This window comes from Ktedonobacter sp. SOSP1-85, assembly GCF_016587415.1.
Taxonomy (GTDB): domain Bacteria; phylum Chloroflexota; class Ktedonobacteria; order Ktedonobacterales; family Ktedonobacteraceae; genus Ktedonobacter.
The window spans coordinates 3958976-3985490 of the sequence record NZ_BNJI01000001.1 but is presented as its reverse complement, the minus strand read 5'-3'; the positions used below and the strand labels follow the sequence as shown (position 1 = coordinate 3985490).

19 protein-coding genes and 1 rRNA gene are annotated in these 26515 nt (G+C 54.2%); 8 read left to right on the top strand and 12 right to left on the bottom strand.

The genetic code is table 11. The features are described 5' to 3' along the window. The first annotated feature begins 132 nt into the window (after positions 1–132). Positions 133–921, top strand: coding sequence for a Yip1 family protein (locus KTE_RS16760; RefSeq protein WP_201382767.1), 789 nt, complete (start codon positions 133–135; stop codon positions 919–921). Between the two features lie 177 nt (positions 922–1098). Here KTE_RS16760 and KTE_RS16755 read toward each other — a convergent pair whose 3' ends face one another. From KTE_RS16755 to KTE_RS16740, 4 genes are all read right to left on the bottom strand, one after another. Next, positions 1099–2355 carry an FAD-dependent oxidoreductase gene (locus tag KTE_RS16755; protein ID WP_201382765.1) on the bottom strand — a complete coding sequence of 419 codons (1257 nt, stop codon included), beginning with the start codon at positions 2353–2355 and terminating at the stop codon, positions 1099–1101. Positions 2356–2546: 191 nt separating this feature from the next. Continuing rightward, a complete protein-coding gene (locus KTE_RS16750; RefSeq protein ID WP_201382763.1) occupies positions 2547–3698 on the bottom strand; it encodes an ABC transporter permease in 1152 nt (383 codons plus the stop codon). After that, the gene (locus KTE_RS16745; protein WP_201382761.1) at positions 3695–4525 is read right to left on the bottom strand and encodes an ABC transporter ATP-binding protein; all 831 of its coding nucleotides are present in this window, start codon (positions 4523–4525) and stop codon (positions 3695–3697) included. The genes KTE_RS16750 and KTE_RS16745 overlap by 4 nt, the downstream gene beginning before the upstream one ends. A 65-nt stretch (positions 4526–4590) precedes the next feature. Then, positions 4591–5202, bottom strand: coding sequence for a TetR/AcrR family transcriptional regulator (locus tag KTE_RS16740; RefSeq protein WP_201382759.1), 612 nt, complete (start codon positions 5200–5202; stop codon positions 4591–4593). A gap of 393 nt (positions 5203–5595) precedes the next feature. Here KTE_RS16740 and KTE_RS16735 point away from each other — a divergent pair, with 393 nt between their 5' ends. Continuing rightward, entirely contained in the window at positions 5596–6645 is a 1050-nt protein-coding gene (locus tag KTE_RS16735) for a M42 family metallopeptidase (protein ID WP_201382757.1), read from the top strand. 431 nt (positions 6646–7076) lie between these two features. Here the strand turns inward: KTE_RS16735 and KTE_RS16730 are convergent, their stop codons facing one another. The 4 genes from KTE_RS16730 to KTE_RS16715 all read right to left on the bottom strand — a co-directional run bounded on the left by KTE_RS16730 (position 7077) and on the right by KTE_RS16715 (position 11863). Beyond that, complete coding sequence (locus KTE_RS16730; protein WP_201369622.1) at positions 7077–7310, bottom strand: helix-turn-helix domain-containing protein; 234 nt, start codon at positions 7308–7310, stop codon at positions 7077–7079. Between the two features lie 589 nt (positions 7311–7899). Then, a complete protein-coding gene (locus KTE_RS16725) occupies positions 7900–9489 on the bottom strand; it encodes a peptide ABC transporter substrate-binding protein (RefSeq protein WP_201382755.1) in 1590 nt (529 codons plus the stop codon). 531 nt (positions 9490–10020) lie between these two features. Further along, entirely contained in the window at positions 10021–11220 is a 1200-nt protein-coding gene (locus tag KTE_RS16720) for a hypothetical protein (protein WP_201382753.1), read from the bottom strand. Continuing rightward, positions 11201–11863: a sigma-70 family RNA polymerase sigma factor gene (locus KTE_RS16715; protein ID WP_007911925.1), complete on the bottom strand. Its 663-nt coding sequence runs from the start codon at positions 11861–11863 to the stop codon at positions 11201–11203. The genes KTE_RS16720 and KTE_RS16715 overlap by 20 nt, the downstream gene beginning before the upstream one ends. Before the next feature lie 462 nt (positions 11864–12325). Here KTE_RS16715 and KTE_RS16710 point away from each other — a divergent pair, with 462 nt between their 5' ends. Further along, complete coding sequence (locus KTE_RS16710) at positions 12326–13195, top strand: DUF1028 domain-containing protein (protein WP_201382751.1); 870 nt, start codon at positions 12326–12328, stop codon at positions 13193–13195. A gap of 171 nt (positions 13196–13366) precedes the next feature. On the opposite strand, the gene KTE_RS16705 is transcribed toward KTE_RS16710, so the two are convergent. Next, on the bottom strand, positions 13367–13915 hold the full coding sequence (locus KTE_RS16705) for an RNA 2'-phosphotransferase (RefSeq protein WP_201382749.1): 549 nt from the start codon (positions 13913–13915) through the stop codon (positions 13367–13369). A 68-nt stretch (positions 13916–13983) separates the two neighbouring features. Between KTE_RS16705 and KTE_RS16700 the strand changes: the two genes are divergently transcribed. Next, on the top strand, positions 13984–14418 hold the full coding sequence (locus KTE_RS16700; protein WP_201382747.1) for an NUDIX domain-containing protein: 435 nt from the start codon (positions 13984–13986) through the stop codon (positions 14416–14418). Positions 14419–14485: 67 nt separating this feature from the next. Here the strand turns inward: KTE_RS16700 and KTE_RS16695 are convergent, their stop codons facing one another. Beyond that, positions 14486–16291: an FAD-dependent oxidoreductase gene (locus KTE_RS16695; RefSeq protein ID WP_201382745.1), complete on the bottom strand. Its 1806-nt coding sequence runs from the start codon at positions 16289–16291 to the stop codon at positions 14486–14488. 524 nt (positions 16292–16815) lie between these two features. On the opposite strand from KTE_RS16695, the gene hutU reads away from it, so the two are divergent. After that, positions 16816–18501 (top strand): urocanate hydratase, encoded by a 1686-nt coding sequence (gene hutU / locus KTE_RS16690; RefSeq protein WP_201382743.1) that lies wholly within the window; start codon positions 16816–16818, stop codon positions 18499–18501. Positions 18502–18672: 171 nt separating this feature from the next. On the opposite strand, the gene KTE_RS16685 is transcribed toward hutU, so the two are convergent. Beyond that, positions 18673–19482, bottom strand: coding sequence for a hypothetical protein (locus KTE_RS16685; protein ID WP_201382740.1), 810 nt, complete (start codon positions 19480–19482; stop codon positions 18673–18675). Between the two features lie 252 nt (positions 19483–19734). Between KTE_RS16685 and KTE_RS16680 the strand changes: the two genes are divergently transcribed. The 3 genes from KTE_RS16680 to queG are packed head-to-tail and all read left to right on the top strand — an operon-like array spanning position 19735 to position 23146. Beyond that, positions 19735–20820, top strand: coding sequence for an ABC transporter ATP-binding protein (locus KTE_RS16680; RefSeq protein ID WP_201382738.1), 1086 nt, complete (start codon positions 19735–19737; stop codon positions 20818–20820). Beyond that, positions 20813–21892 (top strand): ABC transporter permease, encoded by a 1080-nt coding sequence (locus KTE_RS16675; RefSeq protein WP_201382736.1) that lies wholly within the window; start codon positions 20813–20815, stop codon positions 21890–21892. The genes KTE_RS16680 and KTE_RS16675 overlap by 8 nt, the downstream gene beginning before the upstream one ends. Positions 21893–21904: 12 nt before the next feature. Beyond that, complete coding sequence (gene queG / locus KTE_RS16670; protein ID WP_201382734.1) at positions 21905–23146, top strand: tRNA epoxyqueuosine(34) reductase QueG; 1242 nt, start codon at positions 21905–21907, stop codon at positions 23144–23146. Between the two features lie 231 nt (positions 23147–23377). Here queG and KTE_RS16665 read toward each other — a convergent pair. After that, positions 23378–26343 (bottom strand): 23S ribosomal RNA (locus KTE_RS16665). Between the last annotated feature and the right edge of the window lie 172 nt (positions 26344–26515).

The window sequence follows — 26515 nt, the reverse complement described above, 5'->3', positions numbered from 1 at the left end:
GAGGATGAAGTGGCAGCGGGTGCAGGCACGCTGCCACTTCATCCTCTCTCGAATGTGCCTCTCACTACTGGCAAAGGGAGGTGAGAGTGAGTACAATAGGATGGATACATTTTCGTGCGAGGAGTTTCTGTTATGTCACAAGATCCCAGGACGGATTATCCCAGCTATGGAGGCCCAGGCCAGCGCCCCCCGCAGTATAATCCCTATCCACAGTCTGGTGGTCCCCAGGGCGGCTACAACTATGGACCGCAGGGCGATGGCTCCCAGATGCTAGAGGAGCCAGGCTCACTGAAAGATGATCTCTTACGCCTCCCCAAGGTGTACTGGCGCGTCTTAACGCATCCAGGCACACAGACCCTTGCGCAGGAGGCAACACGGGGTCAGTGGGACCTCGTCTGGGTCCAATTGCTCATTTATGCTATTGTTACCGGTATTATCTACTATATTAATCTGCTCCTCTCGGGCGGGCTGCCAAGCCTCAACGCCCAGGGGACCGGCACCATCTCACTCCCCTCGACCGCGCAACATGTGCTTGAGGTCGCGGCCTCCCTTGCTATTATCGCCTTTATTCCTTTAGCTTTTTTCATCTGGCAGAGCGTCGTCTTGATCTGTGCCAGAATGTTTGGGGGCCAGGGTCACTTTGTGCAACAGAGCCATGCCTTTCTGCTCTTCTGGGTTCCCCTTGGTATTATTAGCGGCCTGTTAGGCCTCGTACTCTCTTTCCTTGATACAGTACCGTTTCTCATCATCGCGGCCATCTTCGCCTGCTATCAGCTCGTGCTGGGCTTTTTCGCGCTGAAGGCCGTACACCGTCTCAACACAGGGAGGGCCATAGGCGCTATTCTGGCCCCTTCATTTATCCTCCTCCTCTTCGCGGCATGTGCCCTGGGCGCCCTGGGAGCACTCAGCAGCCTGGCGTAGGGGGATAGACAGACAGAAGCGACGGCATGCGCTATGAACGTGGCGTAGGGGGGACGACGCTACTAAAGTACGCGTCTACATATGGCAGGGGGACGACGCTACTAAAGTACGCGTCTACATATGAGGGTACCAGGCAGGCATCTTGCCCTATCATATATAGACGCGCACTTCACGTGCCTACTTTTGGTTAACATGCACGGGCCAGAGGCCCGTGCCCATCAGGCGGGGAAGCAGGCCGCTCAGGACGGGAAACCTGCCCATCAGACGCAGGGGCAGGGGAAGCGTAAAGGGGTGATCTTGATCTTGTGCCAGCGCTAGCGCGAAGACTCGGTTCTGTAAAAAGGTTTGTACAAGCTGAATAAACCTGGTAGGAATTTCACGTCTCCTCTGTACGGCGGCGAGATGCTTGAGCGGTAGCTGTCCACGTTGCAGATCAGGCGCCAGGATATTGGCGGTCGCGACCGCATCCTGGATCGCATAGTTAATGCCCACGCCGCCTACTGGGGACATGACATGCGCGGCATCGCCAATCAAGAGCAGGCCTGGGCGATACCATTGGGGGAGGCGGCTCGCCTCGACCGAGAGAACAGAAACTTGCTTCCAATCGCGTAGCTCCTGGGCGCGTTCAGCAAGCTCGGGCAATGTCTCGGCCACCACGGCCCGCAAATGCTCAAGGCCCGCCGCGCGCACCTGCTGATACTGCCCCTTGGGAATAACATAGCCAACTTGCCAGTAATCGAAACGGTTTAAGAGCACCAGGATGGCACGCGTGCCAAAACGGGCGAGGGTCTCGCTGCTATCCCCCGATTGGCGCGAGAGACGGAACCAGAGAATATCCATCGGTGGCGAGGCCTTGATAGGCTCCATACCCGCTAGTTTGCGCATACGCGAGAAGCGACCATCCGCCCCTACCGTGAGGGGGGCGCGCACCTCGTGCCAGCCATCCTTCCCCCGATAACGCACTCCACGGACCACACCATCTTCCTCGATTAAGCTATCCACCTGGGCATTAAACACAAGCTGAAAACAGGGATAGCGGCTCGCCTCGCGTGTAATAAAATTGAGGAAGTCGACCTGGGGTAAGAGCGCCACAAAGGGATATTTCGCTGTTTTTGCCAGGTGAGCAAAATTCGCGAGATGCACCTCTCCCTGTGAGGTCTGAAAGACCATCTCACGCATCTCCGTGTGCTGTAGCTGGAGAAAATCCTCGGCCAGGCCAAGCTCATCGAGAATTGTCATGACCGAGGGGTGAATCGTATCGCCGCGAAACTCGCGATCAAAATCGGCATGCGCCTCCAGGAGTATAACTGGAATGTCCTGCCGCGCCAGCAGCAGAGCCAGCATCACCCCGGCTGGTCCACCACCGACAATGCAGCACGAGGTCTCGACGCTATCAAGAATTTCATGGACGGTAGAAATGGTCTGATTCTGCATATGCTCTTCTCCTGTCCCCATAATCGATAAATTGTAGGGTCCATGCTGGCATGGACTTCTTGACTGGGAGACAAGTCCATGCCAGCATGGACCCTACAACCTCAATCTATTTGCCATGCACACATGACTAAGGGCTATACTCCAGGATACACACTACAAAAGAGCAGCCAGAAACAACAGGGCAAACACTCCTAAGCCACCTCGCGACGCATGGTAAGTGCGCTTAATCCCACCATGAGCAAGGCGAAGACCAGCAGCGCTCCAAGCTGCTGCCAGATCTGCGTGAATCCCATCCCCTTCAACATGACCGAGCGCAGGGCATCGTTGGCATACGTGAGCGGCAGGAGATAGGTGAAGGGTTGCAGCAGCGCAGGCAACTGCTTGATTGGCCAGAAAATGCCCGAGAGAAAAATCTGGACGCCCAGAATCAAAGGGATAAATTGCACGACCTGGAACTCGTTACGGGCGAAGGTCGAGAGAAAGATGCCCAGGTTGACGCTGCCAATAGTCAATAAGAGCGAGACAAGAAAGACCAGCGCCAGGTTGCCGCTATAATGCACCCGCAGGACAAAGACGACAAAGAGGAGAATCACCAGGGCCTGCACCAGGGCAAAGAGCGTAAAACCACATATGTACCCGGTTACCAGCTCCGCGCGCTTCAAGGGCGAGACCAGGACGCGCTCGATCGTCCCCTGCGAGCGCTCACGCAAAAACGATACCGAGGTCAAGAGAAAGACAAAGAAGAAGGAGAAGATTCCAATAAAGACTGGAGCCAGCGCATCCGTCGAGGTATAGTCAGAGCCACCATACAGGTAACGTGGCTCCGCAAGCGTGAATGGAAGCTGTTTAAGATCTGGCAATTGCCCCTGCACATCAGAAGCAGGGCGCGAGAGCGTCAGCAGGATGCCAACCTGGCGTGCGATGCCTTCCGCCTGCTGGCGCATCACACTCGCCACATTAGGATCAGAGCCTTCCAGTACGACCTGCACGCTCGGCTTCTGACCGCGCGTGAACTGGTCCATAAAGTCGGAGGGAAAGACTAATGCGGCATCGGCATCGCCATTCTTCAATATACTGTCGACCTGATTGGCAGCAATGGAGCGCGTCTTGAGCTTATCGTTCCCTGGAAGCGCCTGGTCAATCAAGGTGTTAATGCGCTCACTACCCACCCCTTCAGGGCGTACCAGGGCCAGAGTATACACCGTCGTCGTGTTGGAGAGTACCAGGTAGAGCAACGTCATCAGCACAATGGGAATCACAAAGATCAACGCGAGCGTGCGTCTATCGCGAATAATCTGGCGCATAATGCGCTGTGCGAGAGAGAAGATACGCGCCAAACTCATGATTGAACCTCCTGTTCATCCTGGGCAGACGTAGTATATCCTTGCTCTGCAGCACCAGAGGGCATATTTTGATGTGCAAAGAAGAGAAAGGCCTCTTCCATCGAATTCTTCCCCGAGCGCTCCAGGAGTTCGGTGGGAGCTCCTTGTGCCAGGAGTTCACCAGAGCGTAACAATCCAAGACGCGTGCAACGGCTAGCCTCATCGAGATGGTGAGTCGATACAATAATCGTCACCCCCTCGCGATTGAGCTGCGCGAAATACTGCCAGAAAGAGAAGCGCAGTTCAGGATCTACGCCTACGGTCGGCTCATCCAGCAGAATGACCTGGGGACGGTGCACCAGGGCACAGGCCAGTGAGAGTCGCTGCTTCATACCGCCGCTAAAATGAGCCACCAGGCTTGAAGCGCGTTCGGCCAGTTCCACACGCTCAAGCTCCTCATCGATACGCCTGCGGCGCTCCTCTCCGCGTAAGCCATAAATACTCGCGAAAAACTCCAGATTCTCACGTGCGGTCAGGTCATTATAGAGCGCGCTGGCCTGCGTCATATATCCGATGGCAGGGGCCACCGCCTGGGAAGGCACGCGCTTTCCCAGAATAGAAATAGTTCCTTGTGTGGGTCGCGATAAACCCACCAGCAAACGGATAAGCGTCGTCTTCCCAGAACCATTGGGGCCAATAAAGCCATATGTCTCGCCCGCGTTGATCATCAGCGAAAGGTCTTTTAGCGCATAGAGCGAACCAAAGCGCTTCGCTACATGCTCAAGCACAATTACAGGCTCGCCCACCCGTGACTGTTGCTCCATTGCTGCATCCCCAGCCTTACTCATGAAGAGCCGCCTTTCTTATTGATTGATCAGACAATTAATAGCAGAGCAAAAAAAGAGCTTGAGACTCAATCTGGTAAGAGTCCTTGAAGAAAAATATCAGCGATAGTGTTTGCAACTTGCTCCTGACTATAAGCAAGTGCTTGTGAATCGAGAAAGATCTGGCGCCGTAAGACAAAGCCAATCACACTCCCCATCAGTGTTTGTGCAGCCAGGCGACTATCCTCTACACGACGCAGCTTCCCCTGCTCCATTTGCTGGTCAAGGTAGGCTGCGAGCGTATTTACGGCTCGCTGAAGCACACTGGGAGCCACGGGTAAGATGCTGGGATTATGCACCAACTCTGGCAAAATGACGCGAATAATCTGCACAAATTGCTCACCTTCAACGATCTTGAGCACCCGTAACACAAGCGAAGGCAAGAACTGGGCTGGCGGCAACTCCATCACCTGCGCGGGAAGCGAACGCAGGAGGCTCAGAGGAGAGCGCTCCTCAAGTACCGCCTGCAACAAGGCCTCTTTACTCTCAAAGTAATGATAAATCAGGCCTGGAGTCACATCAGCCTCATGCGCAATATCCTTATTTGTTGCACGTGAAAAGCCCTTGCGCGCAAAGACGCGTATTGCCGCATCCAACAACTGTTCGCGCCGATCCTCAACGACCTTCGGGGTCCTGGCCATATATCTTCACTCCAAATTATTAACTAACTGATTAATTAATAGCATACACCAATACAGCATCAAAATCAAGCCCAATCTGAGGTAGGCCGGGGCTATTCAATTCTCGAAAATATGGGGTCCTTCGCGCCTGCGGCGCTCAGGGGTAAGGATGTCTGGGTTGAAAAAGGCGGAGCCTTTTTCAACCCAGACATCCTTACCCCGAGGTGAGCGTAGCGAACCGAGGCAAGAAGCAAAAGAGAATTAAATAGCCCTGTCTTGCTTGCATATGGGCTGGACAAACTTTCGCTGGTGTTGTAAACCTATGGAAGAGGAGTATGACTTTGAAGAGCCCATACACCGCGCCTGTGTCCTGTACAGAGACACATCGAGTTACAAAGTAAGAGGAGAGTAAGAATGGCACTCAATATTGAATTGCTGAAAAAAATCGCGGAAACACCAGGTATTTCAGGGCGTGAGGACCAGGTGCGCGCCCTGATCCTGGAAGAACTGCGCACACTTACCGACGAGGTCAGCGTTGATCGCATGGGCAACATCATCGCCTTGAAGCGAGGCAAAAGTGAGCGTCGTGTCATGCTGGCTGCACATATGGATGAAATCGGCTTCATCGTCAAGCATATTGATAACCAGGGATTCATCCGTATTCAGCCGGTGGGTGGTTTTGATGCCCGCGTGCTCTTTGCTCAGCGTGTCCTGGTCCACGGCTTTGCGGGCCAGACCCTACGGGGAGTCCTGATGCCAGCGAGCAAGCCTATTCACCTGTTAGGCAATGAGAAACCCGCGGCGGCGAAAATCGATGATCTCTTTATTGATCTCGGCTTGTCAAACGAACAGGTGCGTGCAAAAGTAGAAGTGGGCGATATGATCACGATGGATCGCACGCTGGAAGTTGTTGGCGATATGGTCGTCAGCAAGTCACTGGATGACCGCGCCAGCCTCTTTGTGATGCTCGAAGCCTTGCGCGCTTTGCGGAACCATGAGGTGACTATTTATGCCGTCGCCACGGTCCAGGAAGAGGTGGGTCTACGTGGCGCAACCACTGCCGCCTACCAGGTTCAACCGGATGTGAGTGTAGCGCTGGATATTACTCTGGCGGGGGATATCCCTGGTGGCGCTGATCAGGATGCGGTCACACGACTGGGCGAGGGCACCGCCATCAAAGTCTTCGACTCGTCGCATATCTCCAACCATAAGCTCGTGCGGCACTTCCGCGATTTGGCGAAGCGGCACAACATTCCCCATCAGCTTGAGGTGCTGCCACGGGGCGGGACAGATGCGGGAGCGATGCAGCGAACACGCGAAGGCTCACCCACGATCACACTCTCGACGCCTACCCGCTACGTCCATACGGTCAACGAAATGATCCACCAGGCCGATCTGGAAGCGAGTATTACCTTGCTGGCCCGTTATCTGGAAGATGCCCACAACGGCGACTATTCGCTCTAGAGGCATAGAACTCTTCACCCCTCCCACTCTCCATGAAGAGTGAGAGAGGGGTGGCATGTGCCCAGCAGAACCGTTTTTCGGGTCTTGGTCTGGAACATGACAATCTTCTGTTCTTTTGCTCCTTTTACGAGAGCCTCTTTTCATACACAGAGAAGTGCGGATTGAGCGGGCTTAGCCCGCTCAATCCGCACTTCTCTGTGTATTAGTGAGCGCCGTAGGCGCGAAAAGTCACATGCAACGAGAAAAGGAAAATATCTCATTCCTGCCGCGGGGGCAAAAGCGACAGCCCCTGCGCGGAAGAGCAAAAGAAGAATATATTATACCCAGGGCATCTAGAGAAGAAAACAGATGCCCTTCTGTGCGTTTCTCAGATTAGAGTCGAGACCTATATTCACACATATACATACAGAAATGCATGCACTGCGTGACGATTAAGAAACCAGTTCAAGCGCTGGAACACCCAGGACACGAGCTAGCATACGCAAATGGTATGGCTGAGCCTCAACACGCCCTGTCTCCAAAGAAGTAATAGTATCTCGACGAAGACCACTGAGATTAGCTAACTGGCTCAGGCTTATTCCCTGACGTTGACGTAGAATACGTAGATTGGTCAAGCCACGGGTCAAACCGCGAGCCTTCAAACTTTTGTCCTTAGCAGTTTTCATTGGCCTCTCCTTTGAGGTGGGAAGTAGCTCCGCTGCCGTCATTGCCAACGAAGCGTCCTCAACGTGGTTTTTTACACGCATCAGACGAATCCTCCAACTGGTAAAGCACCCTATAGCGAAAAGCTTTTTGCTTCTTGCATGCTCGCTCAGCGAGCTATCAGGCTTTGACAGGGATTACTCCCTGTGGGACTCTTCCAGCCCATAGATAGCATACCAGATGAAACACAGCATTGTCTAGAGGAACGCTCTGACAACCCATAATCTCAACCTGATACACAAAACAACCATTTCCATCAACACCGTTTGCTTTCTCTCAGCCATCTACAATACGGATGAGAGCGCAAAAAAGTTGCAGTGCTTAATGTTCCAGAATGGGCCAGTGGAGATTATGATATACCATTACTGTGCATTGCTATGCGAAGCATTTCTTCGCGGAGCTCCATACCCTATAGGGAACACAGCTAAGGCCGATTTTGTTCCTGCTGTGTTCCCTATCTCTACTATATACATCGCATAAGAAGACAAAATGAAACGCTTTTATCTACCAATTTTCGCTCTGACACAAAAATCACCATTTAAATCCTCCTCACTAGGAACTCAACCACCAGTCAGCGATATTCCAGGTATTCAAGGAGGGATTGGCATTCGGAAAGATATTATGCAGGTGGGCATCAACCGTCAGCAGATTCAGCTCGCAGTAAAGCGGCAGCATATAGACCTGGGCATTCAGGCGCGCGAGAAAACGCTGGTAAGCCTCATGGCGCGCGGAGAATGCGACCAGTGAGCGGCCTTGCTCCAAAGCCTGGTCAAGCTGGGCATCGCGCACGCGTCCATAGTTACTCCCGCCTGGTTGCTGCTCACCTGGCACTTGGGAGGAGTGAAAGACGCTGTAGGCCTCGTCAGGCTCGGGGCCATTAAAATAGGTGAACAGCGCCAGGTCAAATTTGCCCGTCGCCAGCACGCCTCCCCTGGTAGAAAGTCCAAAGAAACTGCTCAGATCATAGGTTGTGATCGTCAATTGAATGCCAATTGCACGCAGATCGCGCTCAAGTGCTTGTGCCACAGCCAGGCGCACTGGATCCTGCGATGTTGTCACCAGGCGTAATATAAATGGCTGTGAGTTTTTCTCTAAGATACCTGTGCGGTTGGTTTTCCAACCTGCCTGGGCCAGCAAACGGCGCGCCAGCGCGGGATTATATCTCGCAGACGGAAGCACCGCATCATAGTACAATGAGGGGGATGGCTCAACCTGGTTGACGCGTCGCTGACAACCAGAATCCTTCAGGACGTCGTGTAGCAATCCGCAGACATCGATTGCCGCTTGTAGTGCCTGGCGCACACGCAGGTCTTGCAGGAGTGGATGGTCGAGATTCAGATCCAGGTGGGCATATGAGGCGGTTGGAACACTCACCTGCTGCATCCGTCCCGGCAAGCTGCGCAGAAGTGGAAGATCTGGCTCTTGATAGCCTTGCGCGATTGTGGCTGTGCCCTGGCGGACGGCCTGAGACAGAGTCTGCACGGAGGGATACACCTGGTAAGTGATACCAGCCAGGTAGGGACCATGAAAAAGCGTTGAGTGATAGGCATGATTAGGCGTCAGCACATAGCGTTTTCCTGGCTCGAAGCGCTCGACTTGATAAGGGCCACTTGTCACCTGCGGGGCTTGATAAATGGAGACGATGTTCTGCAAATCAATTGGGCGCAGGTGCCCCCAGGCATGTTCAGGCGCGGCAAGCGGGAGATAAAAGAGATAGGGGCCAAAGGGGCGCTTCATATGTAGCACCACAGTCAAAGCATCAGGCGTTTCAATGGAGTCGATCTGATCATAGCCTGATCGAAGGATCGCCCCCGTCTGAGGGTCCTGGTTTAAGCGCCACCAGAAGCGAAAATCCGCGGCCTGTATAGGCTGATTATCCGACCAGCGGAGATCGGGGCGCAGGTGCATAGTAATCGTCTTGCCATCATCGCTCACCCCACCATTCTCAGGCAGGGGCACCTCGGTCAGTTCATCGGCGTGAGCCTGGAAGTGGTTATCAAAAACCACAGGCTGGCCCCAGAGCGCGCTATCGAGCGCCAGGTCGGCTGAAGTGCTGGCAAAGAGTGGATTGGGAGCGGAAGGCAGTGCCAGGTCGCCAAGCGTCAGCTGCCCGGAAACCTGCCTACCAGGATAGGGCGTCATGTTATACGTCCCCAGCAATGGAGAGTTTATCGTTGCCGGAGGAGCAGCTGTATTCAAACATCCTGAGAATATCAGTGGCAAACAAGCAAGTAGTAAAAAGAGAAAGAGGCGCCTCCTGGTTCTCTCCAGCGCGGCGCCTCTTTTTTTCACATACACTCTTTTTTTTCTTATGTCTGCCGCCTACGGCGGCAGGGGAATGAGACGCAGAGGGGCTGACGCCCCTCTGCACTCCCCACCTTCACTTTTCAGTTGGATGCAGAGGGGCTGACGCCCCTCTGCACTCCCCACCTTCACTTTTCAGTTGGATGCAGAGGGGTTGACGCCCCTCTGCACTCCCCACCTTCACTCTTCAGTTGGACGCAGAGGAACTGACGCCCCTCTGCACTCCCCGCGCTCACTCTTCAGTTGGACGCAGAAGGGCTGACGCCCCTCTGCACTCCCCGCGTTCACTTTTCAGTTGGATGCAGAGGAACTGACACCCCTCTGCACTCCCCACCTTCACTCTTCAACAGATCAAAAATTTATAGCATATCAGGGGGAGTTATCGACACCACGTTGATCTTTCGTTGGTGTAGACCCATCAGGCGGGAGCACCAGGAGCGAAGGACCATCGGGATTATCTTTATCCACGAGCAGCGTTCGCACCATCCAGGCAGGGTATTCTGTACTTTGCTGGAAACTATTCACATGCCCCATGGTCTGGAAGACGCGCTGTACATTAAACTGGTTTAACTGTGTAGCAATCTGGCTAAGTACATCTTGCGTGACTCCATCGTGTTGATCGCCCTGAATCCAAAAGATCACGCCATTGCGTTCATAGATCAACTCAATCTGACCATCATGAACCCACTCATGGGTACTATTATCCAAATTATACACCCAGTTGCCATCAACAGTGATAGCCGCCTGACCATCGGGACCAATCCGTAGCTCATGCGCCGAACCAAGCGAAACGTTTTGAATAACCTTGACTCGTGGCTTCAATTCCCAGATGGTAATTTTTCCCGAACCATGCGGTTTCAAACCAGGTGCTGAATAATGGCTCACTAATTGCAGGACGGGGCCATCCGTCCAGAACACACCCTGGTTCTGGATCAGGTAGGCCTCCTCCATCGTATAGTTCTCAGGCAGATAACTCGGCCAGTAGAGGGGGAATTGCAGGCGTGAAACGGTTTCCAGAAAGCTAATCTGCTTTGGTTCATTCTCAATATTTGCCCGCAACGGCTGGGGAGAGGTCTTTGCTGCATCCAACTCTTTGGGAAGCAAGCGTGTCTGTACCACGCCTGCATGCGGTCCCGCAACGAGATAGATGACTCCCGAGGCAAAGGCGTTGCCTGTGGCCATCATTGTAGCCAGCATAAATAAAAAGCAAGAAGAAGCCACAACAGCCAGAGGACGCTGTACCGGAGCCATTTGAGATACCCACTGCCAAAGCGAGAAGCGAAAAAGGTGGCGATGCAGGCGTAGGCGACGAAACACACGAGCGTATGTCCGCTGCTCTAGTCCTTGAGTAGCGGGCTGGAAACGACTATTCTCCGCGTCTAGCAGCGTTTGCACAAAGTAGGGAGGCAGCTCCTCATCCGCAGGTGAGAAGAGCCCCTGTAACTCATGGGCAAAGTCTAGATCTTCTTTCGAAAAGTCATCCGGTAGCCGTCCCTCTTTCTCCAGATAGAGTGCAGAGGGATCTTTATCTGGCTCCTGCAAGCGTCGATCAAATTCGCTCATACTCATGGGCGTGCTCCTTGAGCGTTTCTCGTAAGCTCTTTCGCGCCCGCCACAAACGGGTATCTACAGCGTGACGGGTCAGCCCAGTCTTCTTCGCCAGCTCTTCGGTGCTAGCAAACTTAAAATAGCGTTGGTAAATAAGGTAACGATCGAGCTCAGGCAGCGTCGCCAGGGCGAGACGCAGTTCCTCGCGTCTCTCACTTTGCTCTAACAGGTTCTCCATACTGGTCTCTGGATGAGGAGGAAGCGCTACACGCGCATCTGTCTCGCCCCAACCAGAAAATTTACGACTTCCACTACCATCTGAGGAATTCCACTGACGTGTTTCATCAGCGGATTGCAGGGTATGCGTTTGCCTACGACACAGCTGGCGCCTGCGATCCAAAGCAATATACTTCGCCCGCATGGTCAACCAGGTGCGCAATGTCCCTCGACTGGCGTCAAAGGTATCGATTTCCTGCCAGACAGCTACGAAAAGGTCGTTGACGCACTCCTCAGCGTCTTGAGCTACCCCAATGCCATCGAGGACGACACGGATAAAATAAAATACTTCACGAGAGTAGCGGGTGATGAGAGTTTCCAGCGCTTCTGGATCACGCTCATGCAACCGTCGGGCCAGGTCATCATCAGACCAATCATGTCGCACCATCTTTGCTCCTTGCAGACCTGTATATTCTCGCTCCTTGCAGGTAAACAAAAACAAGCCTGCTAACAACATACAAGGAGTGAAATACACTGATCAATGGTACAAGCCCTTTCACTGTAATAAGATATACGCTTCCTGGGAGAAGCTTCTCTCATAGTTTTGGGGCTTTTTACAATTTTGCGCAAAAGAGCGATAATTGTCAAGATGTTTTCTGATGAGATTGGCAGTTAAGCAGGCATAAATAAACAATCTGTAAGGCATAGCTATCCAAACACACACATGACTATCAGGCTAAACCGAAATTCGAATCTCCCAAATAAGGATAGCGGCAGGTGTTGCCTACGGGTGAATGCCAGCAGACAGCACATACAGCGATCTTATCCTAAAGCAAGCGAGCATATAGGCAGAACAGGATGGGCATGCTATAATGATCGCACTAATCCACGTTTCTGATGGAGGCAGCACATGACCTACTCGATAGTCGCAAGAGATCCAGAGCGCGGTGAGCTCGGCATAGCCGTACAATCCAAATTCCTCTCGGTAGGGGCGGTCGTCCCCTGGGCCAAAGCCAGCGTTGGCGCCATCGCCACCCAGGCCTTAGCCAACACCAGTTATGGAATCCAGGGACTCAAACACCTGGCGGCGGGACGCTCCGCCCAGGAAACCCTGGAGCAACTCCTGGCAGGCGACGAAGGGCGAGCAGATCGCCAGGTTGGCATCATTGGCATGACAGGCCAGCCAGTAAGCTTTACAGGCGAACGCTGCTTTCACTGGGCGGGTGGGCTCACAGGCAAGCATTATGCCTGTCAGGGGAATATCCTGGTCAGTGGAGACACCGTCGAGGCCATGGCACGAACCTTTGAGGAGACGGGCGGACTTCTCTGTGACCGTCTGCTGGCAGCCCTGGCTGCGGGCCAGGCCGCCGGTGGCGATGGTCGCGGACAGCAATCAGCGGCCCTACTTGTGGTAAAAGAGGGCGCGGGCTATGGTGGTTATACCGACCGCTTCATTGACCTGCGCGTCGATGACCATCCAACCCCTATCGATGAACTCAAACGCATTCTTGAACTTCACAAACTCTATCTCTTCCGCCCTGATCCCGCCGACATCTTGACTATCGATGCCTCCCTGGCTCAGGAGTTGCAAAAGCTCCTCACCATCACAGGCGATTATCAGAGCCCTATCACCAGCCGCTATGATGAACCTACATGCGAAGCCTTCCGCGCCTTTAGCGGCCGCGAGAACCTGGAAGAACGCTGGTTTGAAGACGCCCGTATCGACCGCGTCGTCCTCGAGTTTCTGCGCCAAAAAGTAGCAGACCACAAGGCGCACTAAGATCTTATTCCGAAATCCAACGTCACTATCGTGACTAGCGCTCCGCGCTCAGGATTTCGGATAAGTAGTAAACGCAGTTTTTTTGATAGATAGTGTGCTGTATGTGGAGAGTCTGCGGCTCTCCACATACAGCACACTATCTATCAAGGCGAGCACCACAGGTGCGAGGTGTTAACCAAACTGGATGTAATCGGGGGGTATCGGCTCAGCAAGCCAGACCATATCGTTACCCAGATAGAAACGGACGCCATTCGCCTCGGCCTTGCGCGCATGGACCTTGAGAATGATTGGATGGTTTGTGCGCCTGCGCGCGACGATCAGTGCCGTCTCTTCATCGGCAGAGAGGTGTACATACTGGCGCTTCATAGGACTCAGCCCCTGGCCTTTGATCAAATTGGCTGCCTGGGGCGTGGTGCCATGATAGAGGATCTCTGGAGGTGTTGCTGGCTGCTTCTCGACTTTTGTAGGTACGGAATGACCATAGTAGGCGCGAATCTTGCCATTGCGCACCTCAAAGCGCTGCTTCTCAGATTGCTCCAGTACTGCCAGCAGATCGGCCTCCTTCAGCGTGGCCCAGTAGCTTCGTTGTTGTCGCAGAGCGGACAGCAGATCTTTAAGCGAGACCCATCCCTCCGCGTCAAGAGTTAGCCCGTGGCTCTGTGGATCATGGCGCAGGACATACGCCATTGTCTTGCTCAGTTGTACGAGGTGTTTTTCCATCTTTACCTCTCATCAATAGAAATAATAAAAGCAATATATTTTTATCATTGTAAATAGGAAGAAAGCTTATGTCTACAGTTCACGCGACGTTGCCCGTGGCCGTTCATCTCTTTCTCGTTCAGGAGCAATCTATACTCCTTTTAAGGCGTTATAACACGGGCTACGAGGATGGCAACTATAGTGTTATCGCAGGCCACCTCGATGGCGGAGAAGAGGTCAAGCAGGCCATGATCCGCGAGGCATATGAAGAGGCGAACATTGAGATCAGTCCTGCGGATTTACAGGTCGTCGGCATCATGCATCGCCGAGCCGAAGACGAGCGTATTGACTTCTTCCTGGCGGCACAGCGCTGGCGCGGAGAGCTACGTAACAACGAACTACATAAATGCGATGAATTAGCCTGGTATCCGCTTACTAGCTTGCCAGAAAACGTCATTCCCTACGTGCGCCAGGCATTAGAGAATTACCGCGCGGGGCGCTGGTTCGATAGCTTTGGTTGGTAACTGACAAAAAGAGCGGGTGACTGGTTCTACATGCAGAACCAGTCACCCGCTCTTTTACTTCGTATTACTATACGTTAAGCATAGGAATCTTCGAGACGCTCCAGCGGCTGTTGGGGCTGGATACCTCGAACTGGACCATGCTGATGGCATCTGTCGGACAGCGCACGACGCAGAGACCACAACGGATGCACTTCTCCTCGTCGATGATCATGTCCGCGCCACCCTCCCAGGTGTTTGTGCCCTGGTGCATAGGATCGCCCTTCACTACGCGTGAGAGGCCCTCCATGCTGATGCAGTCATAAGGACAAATGTCGACACAGCCAGAACAGAGAATACAGATCGAGGGGTCGATCATAATATTCAACTGGCACTGGAGGCAGCGGCGCGCCTGTACGACGGCTTCCTGTGGAGAGTAGCCAGTCTCGGTCTCGCGTGTATGGCTATAGCGCTCGGACAGCGGCAGGGATGGAATCAACTGGTGAGGAATCGACTCATAGTTGTCGACCATACCACGGCGATAGTCAGGAAGCTCAATCTCTTCCGCGGGCTCCGCCGGAAAATCCTGGCCGCCCAGGTAGCGATTAATCGCACCAGCGGCATCGCGACCATCACCCACGGCCGAGATCAGGTTACGCGCGCCCTGAGTATAGTCACCGCCGGCAAAGAGGCCAGGGTGGCTCGTCATCCAGGTTTCAACGTCGATCAGCGGCACCCCCCACTTATTGACCTCCAGGCCAAGCTCCTCGGCCTGCAGCCAGGTCGTATCGCTATACTGACCAAAGCAAGGGATAACACTATCGACCTCGATCTCAAACTCGGTGCCAGGGACAGGAATCGGACGGCGGCGACCGCTGGCATCGGGATCACCCAGTTTATTGCGCACGAAGCGTACACCGCTCGCATGCACGCCATCCTTCGAGAGCACCTCGGTCTGTGAGACGAGGTACTGGAACTCTACGCCCTCGAACTTGGCCTCGTCGACTTCGTACTCGTCGGCAGGCTGCTCCTCTTCAGAGCGGCGATACATGACGTACACCTTCTCCGCACCAAAGCGGATCGCGGTACGACAGCAGTCCATCGCGGTAAAGCCCGCGCCGATGATCGCTACGCGTTTCCCAATGAAGGCAGGCTCACCGAAATTGGTTTTATCAAGGAGGCGGATACCATCCTCGACGCCATAGAGATCGGCGCCTTTGACCACCTTATTATCGGGGCCAGTCATCGGATTTGGAATGTAGCAGCCCGCGCCAATGTAGACGGCGTCATACTCCTTGAGGAGATCTGTAAGCTGCACGTCGCGACCGACACGTGTATTGTATTTGACCTCCACACCTAGATCGGCCATGTATTCATCGCACTCTTCGCGCGTGACATCGCGCGGCAGACGCCAGACGGGAATACCGTTGATCATCACGCCACCAGCGACAGGGTACTGCTCATACATAGTCACAGGATACCCCAGCTCACGCAGATCGCGTGCGCAGGCCAGGCCAGCCGAGCCACCACCAATAACCGCAACCTTTTTATCCTTCGTAACCGGAGGACGCTCAGCATGGTGGCGATACTCGCGATGGTCGGCAGAGGCGCGCTTCAGCCAGCAGATGGAGATCGGCTTGCCATCAACCTTATTACGGCGACAGACAGGCTCACACGGGCGCGCACAGGTACGACCCAGCACGCCTGGCACAATGTTAGCTTTGCGGTTGAGCAGATACGCCTCGTCGAAACGGGCTTGGGAAATGAGACCGATGTAGGTAGCCACGTCGGTGTGTGCCGGACAGCCCACCTGACAAGGGATATTGGTTTGATACCAGTCCGGAGTTGTGGTTACCGATTGGTATCGAGGTGACAATTCGCTATCGGGATCAAGCATTTTAAGGTCCTTTCCTGAGCATCCCACATACCAGCCCAATCCACACATATGGTGACTGGCGCAGGGAGCAGGGGAGACAGTATCGGCTTACGCCACGACGGGCGGCCCTTCATATAAACGCTAAACTTACTTCTTCTCCGAAAACCCTGAGCGCGCTTGTCCCCGAATGGGGGAAGCGCTAGACACGCCAGTGAAGGCTTGTCCCCGAATGGGGATGGGTTTCGGAATAAGATTTTTGAATCGTAGATAAGACGTGTAAATATGCACTGGCACCGGGCAGGCGCCCACAGCCTTCTATGATTGCAACTTCATGTACGTAATAAGCGCACAGAAAGGATACTTTTCTTCGTAAGATTATAGCATAAGGTAACAATTGCGAACAAGCAGAAGCGAGCAGTGCCAAGACGCGCCATGCCCCATAGTCACATCGCCAGGTGCCTGCTTGCATTTGACCTCGCTACTCTCTATTTGGTATATACTCAGTACAGATTCATTACCCCGAATTAAGGAAAGGAACGATACACATGCCAGATACAAACCCGGCAAAGAAGCCAGGTCTCGCGGGTCCCCGACCAGTGCGCGCACCACGAGGAACGAACCTCTCGTGCAAAGGTTGGCAGCAAGAGGCCGCAATGCGCATGTTAATGAATAACCTGGATCCCGAGGTTGCCGAGCGCCCAGATGACCTGGTCGTCTATGGAGGCTCGGGGCGCGCCGCACGCTCCTGGGCAGCCTTTGACGCGATTGTTCGCGCGCTGCGCGAACTGGAGAATGACGAGACGCTCCTCGTACAATCAGGCAAGCCCGTTGGTATATTTCGCACACATGCAGACGCTCCCCGCGTCCTGATCGCCAACTCAAATCTCGTGCCGCACTGGGGCAACTGGGATGAGTTTCGCCGCCTGGAGGCGCTGGGGCTGACCATGTATGGGCAGATGACAGCCGGCTCCTGGATCTATATTGGCTCACAGGGCATTGTCCAGGGTACCTATGAAACCTTTGCCGAGGCGGCACGCCAGCACTTTGGCGGGACCCTCAAAGGCAAATTTATCCTCACTGCTGGCCTGGGTGGTATGGGAGGTGCCCAGCCTCTGGCCGTCACAATGAACGAGGGCGTCTGCCTCGCGGTAGAGCCTGATGTCACCCGCATCCAGCGTCGCCTGGACACTCGCTATTGCGACGAGATCGCTAGCACGCTTGATGAGGCCCTTGACCAGGTGCGTGAGGCCTGTAGCCAGGGTCAGCCCCTCTCAATTGGCTTGCTAGGCAACGCGGCCGAGATCTATCCCGAACTGGTACGCCGTGGCATCATTCCCGATATGGTCACCGACCAGACCTCGGCCCATGATGCTCTCAATGGCTATATTCCAGCCGGGCTTAGTATGGAGGAGGCCGCCGAACTACGCGCACGCGATCCCCAGGAGTATATCAAGCGCTCAATGGACTCTATGGTTCTGCATGTTCAAGCCATGCTGGAGATGCAGCGCCAGGGCGCGGTCGTCTTCGATTATGGCAATAACCTGCGTGGACAGGCCCTGGCGGCAGGGGAACAGCACGCCCTCGACTTCCCAGGCTTCGTTCCAGCCTACATCCGCCCCCTCTTCTGCGAGGGCAAGGGGCCCTTCCGCTGGGTAGCCCTCTCAGGCGATCCAGAGGATATCTATCGCACCGATGAGGCCCTGCTCAACCTCTTCCCAGAAAACGAGTCTCTGAAACGCTGGATCACCCTGGCTCAGCAGAAAATCCAATTCCAGGGTCTGCCCGCGCGCATCTGCTGGCTTGGTTATGGTGAACGCGACAAAGCCGGATTACTCTTCAATGACCTGGTTGCCAAAGGTATTGTGAAGGCTCCTATCGTTATCGGGCGCGACCACCTGGATAGCGGTTCGGTGGCGTCACCCTATCGTGAGACCGAGTCTATGAAGGATGGTAGCGATGCCATCGCTGACTGGCCCCTGCTCAACGCCCTGGTCAATACGGCCTCTGGCGCGACCTGGGTCTCATTGCATCATGGGGGTGGGGTCGGCATTGGCTACTCGATGCATGCAGGACAGGTCATCGTCGCCGATGGAACACCAGAGGCCGCGCAGCGCCTGAGTCGCGTCCTGACTAATGATCCTGGCATGGGCGTTATTCGCCACGTGGACGCGGGCTACGATGAGGCCATCGACTGCGCCCAGGAAAAGGGTGTCAAAATTCCCATGCTCTAAGATCTTATTCCGAAACCCAACCCCCATTCGGGGGCGCGCGCCACTCACGCGCCTAGCGCTTCCCCCATTCGGGGACAAGCGCGCTCAGGGTTTTCGGATAAGAAGTAAGCATGCTGTGTTGCGAAATAAACAAGAGGCGCGCTGAGCAGTTTCTCAGCGCGCCTTTCCTCATCACCTACTATGTGCTTGCCGAACATCTTCAATTTTCCACTCATTATCCGCCTCCCGTTTTACAGTCACCACGTCGCGATTAATCCCCTGGGAGTCATGAACAAGATTCAAATTTACGCGAATCGGTGAGTTATTTTCATCGGCGACTCCATGCGTACACTTTACCACCCGATCCTGCGCCAGCAATACAATAAAGCGCGTGCGCGGCAATCTCGATTGTAAACCGGGTCCAAACTGCTCATATGCCTGGGGATATTGCTCATGCACGAGACTGTCACAAAAGGTGTCAAGCGTCTTCATCGCTGTAGGGCGATTTAAGTACGAGATCCCCTGCAATAGAACGATGGGTAGCGCAACCAGGAGGAGTACTAGCGTTCCCACTACCAACCAGAAGCGCGCAGGCTTGTGTGCCCAAAAGCTCTGGGGTGGCGAAGGCTCCGCCAGAGGTGGTGGATAATGATAGCTGGCATACTCGTGTTCAAATGATGGATGTAGTTCATCAATCAGAGGTGGTGGATAGCTATACTCCTGTGAGGATGGGGGGGTGGCCGATTCTGAAGAACGGGGAAGCTCATCGTACGCGTGGAGCGTTTCATAGGCAGGCGTCTCATAAATCTTGTCTGCCATGGTATCTGCCAGGACAACATCGCCTTCAGGCGGGGAGGTTGATGAGCTTGATATGATTGGCTCCTGTTTCTCAACAGTGGGTGGCCCCTGCACCTCATCCTCATGTATTGGAGGATGTGCGTGTCCGGACAACGGCACCGTTGACTTATCAGGAAGATGGCTCCTAGGATCTTGATCTTGCATGTTAGACTCCTTGCATGGTTTGCTGGAAGCAGCATGAGAGGCCTTATACATGGAAATTCTTCAACATTTCTAGTGTACGAGATAAAACCAAAGGACTTGCCACCAGCCACAAAAGCATGCATACTGTCAGCGGCGAGGGATGACGCCTGAAACCTGTGTAAACTCGTTTCAAGTTGAGGCAATGGAGCATATTCATCTTCGAGCAAGAAAGTGGGATATGAAAAGAAGCTTTTTCTCCAGAGGGAGCAACCGGTGAAGTATATTTCTCCTTCTTATGACAAAAATATTGTGATTAGCACCAATCGACTCACCAAGGCGTTTGGAAATCTGGTGGCGGTCAATGATCTACACCTACAAGTCATGCGCGGAGATGTATTTGGCTTCCTGGGTCCCAATGGCTCAGGAAAGACCACGACCATTCGTATGCTGTTGGGCCTGATTCGTCCAACAGCCGGCAGCGCGATCATTTTTGGGATGGATAACGCGCACCAACTGCCCCATATTCTGCAACGTGTAGGGGCGATTGTAGAGACGCCAGTATTCTACCCTTATCTCTCTGGACTCGATAACTTGCGCGTTGTAGCGGCAACCTCGGGCATGATGTCCGGGAAATCCAATGATCGCCGCCTGGCAGAGGTGCTTGAAATAGTTGAGTTGCGCTCCTACCAGAAGTTAAACTTCCGCCAGTATTCGCTTGGCATGAAACAGCGCCTGGGCATCGCCGCCGCGCTCCTGACCGATCCAGAGCTAGTCCTACTCGACGAACCAACCAATGGCCTGGATCCAGCCGGTATGATTGAGATTCGCAAGTTAATCAAGCGCCTCTCAGAGTTAGGTAAGACCATTTTCCTCTCCAGCCATCTGCTCCACGAGGTCCAACAGGTCTGTAACCGCGTCGCGATCATGCAAAAAGGGAACTTACTCAAGCAGGGTGAAGTCGCCACTCTACTCCAGACAAGCGAGATGATTGAAGTTCGACTAAATACGCCACAAGAAAGCGAGCGCGCCCTCGCTATCATACAGCAGCACCAGGAACACGCATCCACCTGGCTGCATGGAGTAAAGCTGGAGAACAAGCGGGACATGCAGCCAGTACTCTTGATCGAGGCGCCCATCACCCACTCATCCGAGGTCAATGCCCTGCTTGCGCACAATGACATCTTTGCCGCGGAGATCCGCCCGCGCGAGGGGAACCTGGAGGATGTCTTCCTTGAAGTTACCACAGGTGGAGCAGGCAGCCATACTGGCATGGAGGCACTGGCCGAGCATCTTGCGCACGCAAATGTCACCATACACGAAGGTGACCAGGTCCTGGAAGGGGAGGAAAAACATGGATAGCCAGGCCCAGCATGAACATCAAGCCAGCATTGCGACTTCCTCGCAGACCCTACCACGGCGTGACACTGTTGTCATGGGACGTCAGGACTACCTGAGTGTGATTATACGTCTGACCGGCGTAGAACTCTACAAGCTCCGCCGGCGTGGAATGTCTAAAGTGCTCCTCATTGTAGGCATGCTTTTGATGGTACTCTCTTTCGTGGGTATCGCCTTACCTGCACTCTTTCTGGCTGGCACCCCAACGCGCAACTGGCTTCCCCCTCACTGCACAACTCACGGGCAACTTAAGCCACCATATTGCCTCGACCGCCCGGCAAACGCGCAGGATCTGGCACGCGCCGAGGCTCAGAAGCAAGCACAATTGCAACAATATAACGGTGTGCTGGGCCTGCCTGATGCGATAAACACCATCACGCAACTTATACAATTTGGTGGGCTTATCCTCATCGTCATACTCGCTGGTACAATTGTGGGTGGTGAGTATAACGTGGGCACGGTACGCCTGATTTATACGCGTGGTCCGACACGCGCCCAATTTTTGTGCGCCAAGGTAGGAGCGATCCTTTTCTCAAGCATACTAGGTTTTCTCTTGCTCTTTCTGACGGGCCTGATCAGTAGTACCGCCCTGAATCTTGTCATTGGAAACGCCACAAACCTGGACTTTGTGGATGCGACCTGGGCCTGGCACTTCCTGCTCTATCTCCTGGCTCAGATCCTCAATCTTTTCTGGTATGGTATACTCGCCCTGACCCTGGCAACTATAGGGCGCAACTCGGCAGCTGGAGTCTCAGGAGCCCTTGTCTGGTGGGTGCTGGAGAACATTCTAAAAGGAACACTTCTGTTAAGCGCCCCCCTTTTCCAGAATATTATTGGCGACATTCTCCGCCAGCTTCCCGATCTCTTTATCAGCAATAACCTGGAGGCCTTGATACAAAATCAGGCGGCATACGTGTTTAGCTTGCAGACCGCCCAATTGAGCAATCTCCATGCCCTCCTCGTTATCGCCACCTACCTGGTACTTTTCCTGGGCATCTCCTGGTGGTTTAATCGACAACGTGAGATTACAAACTAGAGCGATGGTAGCATGTTAGACACACAAGTTGTAAAAGAATACGCCTACGAGCTGGGCTTTGACACCGTCCGCATCACCACGGCAGAAGCCTTTACCGAGGCCAAAGGGATTATTAGAGAGCGCATCAGCCGGGGCTTGATGGATGGATTGCCCTGGTATACCAGCGAGCGCGCAGATGTCTCGTGCCACCCGAATGCACTTCTTCCCGAGGCCCAATCGATTATCTCCCTGGGTATGACCTACCTGACAGAGCAGCCAGGAAACGAAGAGGGAGAGGGACCACGTGGGCGTATCGCGCGCTACGCCTGGGGCGATGACTATCACGACATCATTAAGCCAAAGCTACAGCGGTTTGCCGAGTGGCTGAGGGAGTATACGCGCAGCGAGTTGGGAAGCGAGGCCGAAGCTCGGCTCTTCGTCGACACGGGTCGCATGGTAGATCGCGCTGTGGCCCAACGCGCGGGACTGGGCTGGTATGGAAAAAACACCAATATTCTGACGCATGGCTGGGGATCATGGCTCTTTCTGGCCGAGATCGTAACGAATGTTCCTCTCGAGCCCGATGAACCACTCAAAGCCAATTGTGGACACTGTGAAATATGCCTGCATGCCTGCCCGACAGGCGCGCTCACCAACCCCTATGAGCTTGATAATCGGCTCTGTATCTCTTTCTTGACCATCGAGTTGCGCGGTAGCATTCCTCTTGAACTCCGCCCATTGATAGGAAATTATATCTTCGGCTGCGACATCTGTCAGGAGGTCTGTCCCGTCAACAAGGTCGCGGAGCGTCGCCTGGGTCTACGCGATCAGCAAGGGCAACCTCAATTTGTGGCCCTGGAGGCCGTCAATCGCCGCAGCACAGAGCGCCAGGCAACCTTCCAGCCTCACCAGGAATTTCTGAAACGACCAGCCGTGGGCAGTGAACCGGAGCTTATACCACTTCTAGCCCTAAGTGAAGAGGAGTTCCGTGAGCGCTTCCGGCGTAGTCCCATCAAACGTACCAAGCGTCGGGGGTTGCTGCGCAATGTCTGTGTCGCCCTGGGCAATAGTGGCAACCAAGGAGCTGTGCCCGCCCTTATCGGCGCATTGCACGACCAGGAGGCGCTGGTCCGTGGGCACGCGGCATGGGCCCTGGGCAGACTCCAGGGACAGGAGGCATACCAGGCGCTACAGGCAGCCTTAATGAGTGAAGAGGATACCGAAGTTCAGCAAGAGATTCACTGCGCGCTTGCCATGTTTGGTGAAGAGAAATGAATAACTAACCAAAAACAAAAAGACCGTGGTCACGCGTTTTATCGCATAACGACGGCTATTTGTCTGTACACATCACACTAAAGAATTCATAGTTACCTCAATTTTGCTGAGCCACGCTGGCCTGCTCCTGCTCCCCGTGCTGCTCGTCCTCTCACTCGTGCTCAGATCCGATCCTAGACCGCTCTCACTCACACCACAAGGACTCACCACATTTTGCGAAGAAACAGAATGGGAAACAAGCCGTACGATCATTAGTACTGCTCCGCTCCACCTGTTACCAGGCGTCCACGCGCAGCCTATCCACCAGGTCTTCTTCCTGGGATCTTGACTCTTCCAAGAGAGTGGGAAAAGTTATCTTCGGGTCGGCTTCGCGCTTAGATGCTTTCAGCGCTTATCCCTTCTTGACGTAGCTACCCAGCTCTGGAGGAGGCCCCCAACTGGCGCACTAGCGGTCAAGCCATCTCGGTCCTCTCGTACTGAAGATGACTCCCCTCACTTTTCCGACGCCCACGACGGATAGAGACCGAACTGTCTCGCGACGTTCTGAACCCAGCTCGCGTGCCGCTTTCATGGGCGAACAGCCCAACCCTTGGGACCTACTCCAGCCCCAGGATGCGACGAGCCGACATCGAGGTGCCAAACCTTGCCGTCGATGTGAACTCTTGGGCAAGATAAGCCTGTTATCCCCGGGGTAGCTTTTATCCGTTGAGCCACACTCCTTCCACACGGGAATGTGGGATCACTAAGCCCGACTTTCGTCCCTGCTCGGCTTGTCTGCCTTACAGTCAAGCTCCCTTGTGCCTTTACACTCTACAGAGGGTGATGTCCATCCACCCTGAGGGAACCTTTGGGCGCCTCCGTTACTCTTTGGGAGGCGACCGCCCCAGTCAAACTACCCATCTGGCCCTGTTCACGTCCCGGATCACGGTGACGTGTGAGACACAAACCATGGTGAGAGTGGTATTTCACTGCTGCCTCCCTCACCCCCACAAGGATGAGTTCTTAAGCTCCCACCTATGCTACGCACACCATACTTCGTTTCCAGGCCAAACTGTAGTAAAGCTCCACGGGGTCTTTTTGTCCTGTCGTGGGTAACCCGTATCTTCACGGGTACTTCAATTTCGCCGAGTCCTCTGTCGAGACAGCGCTCAAGTCGTTACTCCTTTCGTGCGGGTCGGAACTTACCCGACAAGGAATTTCGCTACCTTAGGACCGTTATAGTTACGGCCGCCGTTCACCGGGGCTTAGATTCGTGGCTACGCACACCACTCCTCGTAACCTTCCGGCACTGGGCAGGAGTCAGCCCCTATACTTCCGCTTTCGCGTTCGCAGAGACCTGTGTTTTTGGTAAACAGTCGCTTGAGCCGATTTCTTGCAACCTTCTCACCATGTGTGCAAGCACACACAGCTACGCAGGCACCCCTTCTTCCAAAGGTACGGGGTTAATTTGCCGAGTTCCTTAACAGAGGGTCGCTCGATCACCTGGGGAGATTTCCCCCTGCCTACCAGTGTCGGTTTGCGGTACGGGCGGAACAATTTCTGGCGAGAGGCTTTTCTTGACGGCCTGGGGACCAATGACTTCCGCACCCTCGCGGGCGCTCGGCCTCAGTGTTACGCATCTGTGTCCGGGATTTTCCTCGGTCACGCGCTTCAGCAGAGGCACCGATCCTGTCCATTCGATCGGCTCACCTTCCCTACCGCGTCCCCCCATTGCTCATAACGAAATGTTCCGGTGCAGGATTCTCTGACCTGCTTTCCATCGCCTACGGCATGACGCCCTCGGCTTAGGGCCCGACTCACCCTGGGACGATTGACGTTGCCCAGGAACCCTCAGGCATTCGGTGTGTCTGGTTCTCGCAGACATTGCGCTACTCATTCCGGCATTCTCACTTCTCTTACCTCCACCAGTCCTTGCGGTCTGGCTTCTCAGGCGTCGAGAACGCTCCCCTACCAATACAGTTTGACCTGTATTCCACGGCTTCGGTACGATGCTTAAGCCTCGATACGTTGTCGGTGCCATTGCACTCGACCAGTGAGCTATTACGCACTCTTTAAATGATGGCTGCTTCTAAGCCAACATCCTGGCTGTTTGGGCGCATTGACCCCCTTTGACACTGAGCATCGATTTGGAGACCTTAGCCGATGGTCTGGGCTGTTTCCCTTTTGACGACGAAGCTTAGCCCCCGCCGTCTCACTCGCGATAAACACGTAGTGGCATTCGGAGTTTGAGTAGGGTTGGTAACCCGCACAGGGCCCCTAGCCTATCCAGTGCTCTACCTCCACCACGCTCTTGGTCGCGGCTGTACCTCAATACATTTCGGGGAGAACCAGCTATCTCCGTGTTCGATTAGCATTTCACCCCTACCCACAAGTCATCCCCCAGTTTTGCAACACTGGTGGGTTCGAGCCTCGACGGACTGTTACATCCGCTTCACTCTGCTCATGGGTAGCTCACACGGTTTCGGGTCGCATCGCCGCTACATACACGCCTGTTTGAGACTCGGTTGCCCTCTGGCTCCCCAGCTTTAGCGCTGGTTAACCTGCAACGTGCGATGCACTCGCCGGATCATTCTACAAAAGGCACGCCATCAGCCCTTGGTTCCTCATGGAACAGTGGCCTCTGACTGCTTGTGAGTACGTGGTTTCAGGGACTCTTTCATCCCCCTCTCGGGGTACTTTTCACCTTTCCCTCACGGTACTTGTTCGCTATCGGTCGCTGAAGTTCTTTAGCCTTGGAGGGTGGTCCCCCCAGCTTCCCACAAGATTGCACGTGTCTCGTGGTACTCAGGATCCTCCCCACACCCTTCTCCTCGTCCTCTACGGGACTCTCACCCCCTCTGGTGGCACGTTCCAATGCCTTCGAGTAAGGAAAAGTGTGCTGATGGAAGTCCTACAACCCCGCCTATTCCAAGGAATAGATGGTTTGGGCTCTTCCCGGTTCGCTCGCCACTACTACGGGAATCTCGGTTGATTTCTCTTACGCAGGCTACTGAGATGTTTCAGTTCACCCACGATCCTCCATACTGCCTATGTGTTCAGCAGTAGGTCTCCAGACATGACTCTGGAGGGGTTGCCCCATTCGGAATCTCAGGGCTCATCGCTTGGATGCAGCTCCCCCTGAATGTTTCGCCGGTCTCCGCGTCCTTCATCGGTCTTCAGCGCCAAGGCATCCACCTCGTACTCTGTTTCGCTTGTTCTGCCTTGTCTGCTTCTTCTTGTTGGTTAGTTACCCTTGTTGTATGGGATTCTCGGTCTTCACTCTTCACTGTCACGAGCTTGCTATGACTCACGTCACGGTTGGGCATTTGCATGCCAACGTGCTCGCTCAGCAAAATTGAAGTAACTATGTATTCTTTAGTTGTTAAGTGT

Excerpts from the sequence above, each read along its gene's own strand:
- KTE_RS16720 (WP_201382753.1), bottom strand. The coding sequence starts at position 11,220 with ATGAGTATGAGCGAATTTGATCGACGCTTGCAGGAGCCAGATAAAGAT.
- KTE_RS16710 (WP_201382751.1), top strand. The coding sequence starts at position 12,326 with ATGACCTACTCGATAGTCGCAAGAGATCCAGAGCGCGGTGAGCTCGGC.
- KTE_RS16730 (WP_201369622.1), bottom strand. The coding sequence starts at position 7,310 with ATGAAAACTGCTAAGGACAAAAGTTTGAAGGCTCGCGGTTTGACCCGT.
- KTE_RS16750 (WP_201382763.1), bottom strand. The coding sequence starts at position 3,698 with ATGAGTTTGGCGCGTATCTTCTCTCTCGCACAGCGCATTATGCGCCAG.
- KTE_RS16745 (WP_201382761.1), bottom strand. The coding sequence starts at position 4,525 with ATGAGTAAGGCTGGGGATGCAGCAATGGAGCAACAGTCACGGGTGGGC.
- KTE_RS16725 (WP_201382755.1), bottom strand. The coding sequence starts at position 9,489 with ATGACGCCCTATCCTGGTAGGCAGGTTTCCGGGCAGCTGACGCTTGGC.
- KTE_RS16685 (WP_201382740.1), bottom strand. The coding sequence starts at position 19,482 with ATGCAAGATCAAGATCCTAGGAGCCATCTTCCTGATAAGTCAACGGTG.
- KTE_RS16705 (WP_201382749.1), bottom strand. The coding sequence starts at position 13,915 with ATGGAAAAACACCTCGTACAACTGAGCAAGACAATGGCGTATGTCCTG.
- KTE_RS16760 (WP_201382767.1), top strand. The coding sequence starts at position 133 with ATGTCACAAGATCCCAGGACGGATTATCCCAGCTATGGAGGCCCAGGC.
- KTE_RS16755 (WP_201382765.1), bottom strand. The coding sequence starts at position 2,355 with ATGCAGAATCAGACCATTTCTACCGTCCATGAAATTCTTGATAGCGTC.
- KTE_RS16700 (WP_201382747.1), top strand. The coding sequence starts at position 13,984 with ATGTCTACAGTTCACGCGACGTTGCCCGTGGCCGTTCATCTCTTTCTC.
- hutU (WP_201382743.1), top strand. The coding sequence starts at position 16,816 with ATGCCAGATACAAACCCGGCAAAGAAGCCAGGTCTCGCGGGTCCCCGA.
- KTE_RS16715 (WP_007911925.1), bottom strand. The coding sequence starts at position 11,863 with ATGGTGCGACATGATTGGTCTGATGATGACCTGGCCCGACGGTTGCAT.
- KTE_RS16675 (WP_201382736.1), top strand. The coding sequence starts at position 20,813 with ATGGATAGCCAGGCCCAGCATGAACATCAAGCCAGCATTGCGACTTCC.
- queG (WP_201382734.1), top strand. The coding sequence starts at position 21,905 with ATGTTAGACACACAAGTTGTAAAAGAATACGCCTACGAGCTGGGCTTT.
- KTE_RS16740 (WP_201382759.1), bottom strand. The coding sequence starts at position 5,202 with ATGGCCAGGACCCCGAAGGTCGTTGAGGATCGGCGCGAACAGTTGTTG.
- KTE_RS16695 (WP_201382745.1), bottom strand. The coding sequence starts at position 16,291 with ATGCTTGATCCCGATAGCGAATTGTCACCTCGATACCAATCGGTAACC.
- KTE_RS16735 (WP_201382757.1), top strand. The coding sequence starts at position 5,596 with ATGGCACTCAATATTGAATTGCTGAAAAAAATCGCGGAAACACCAGGT.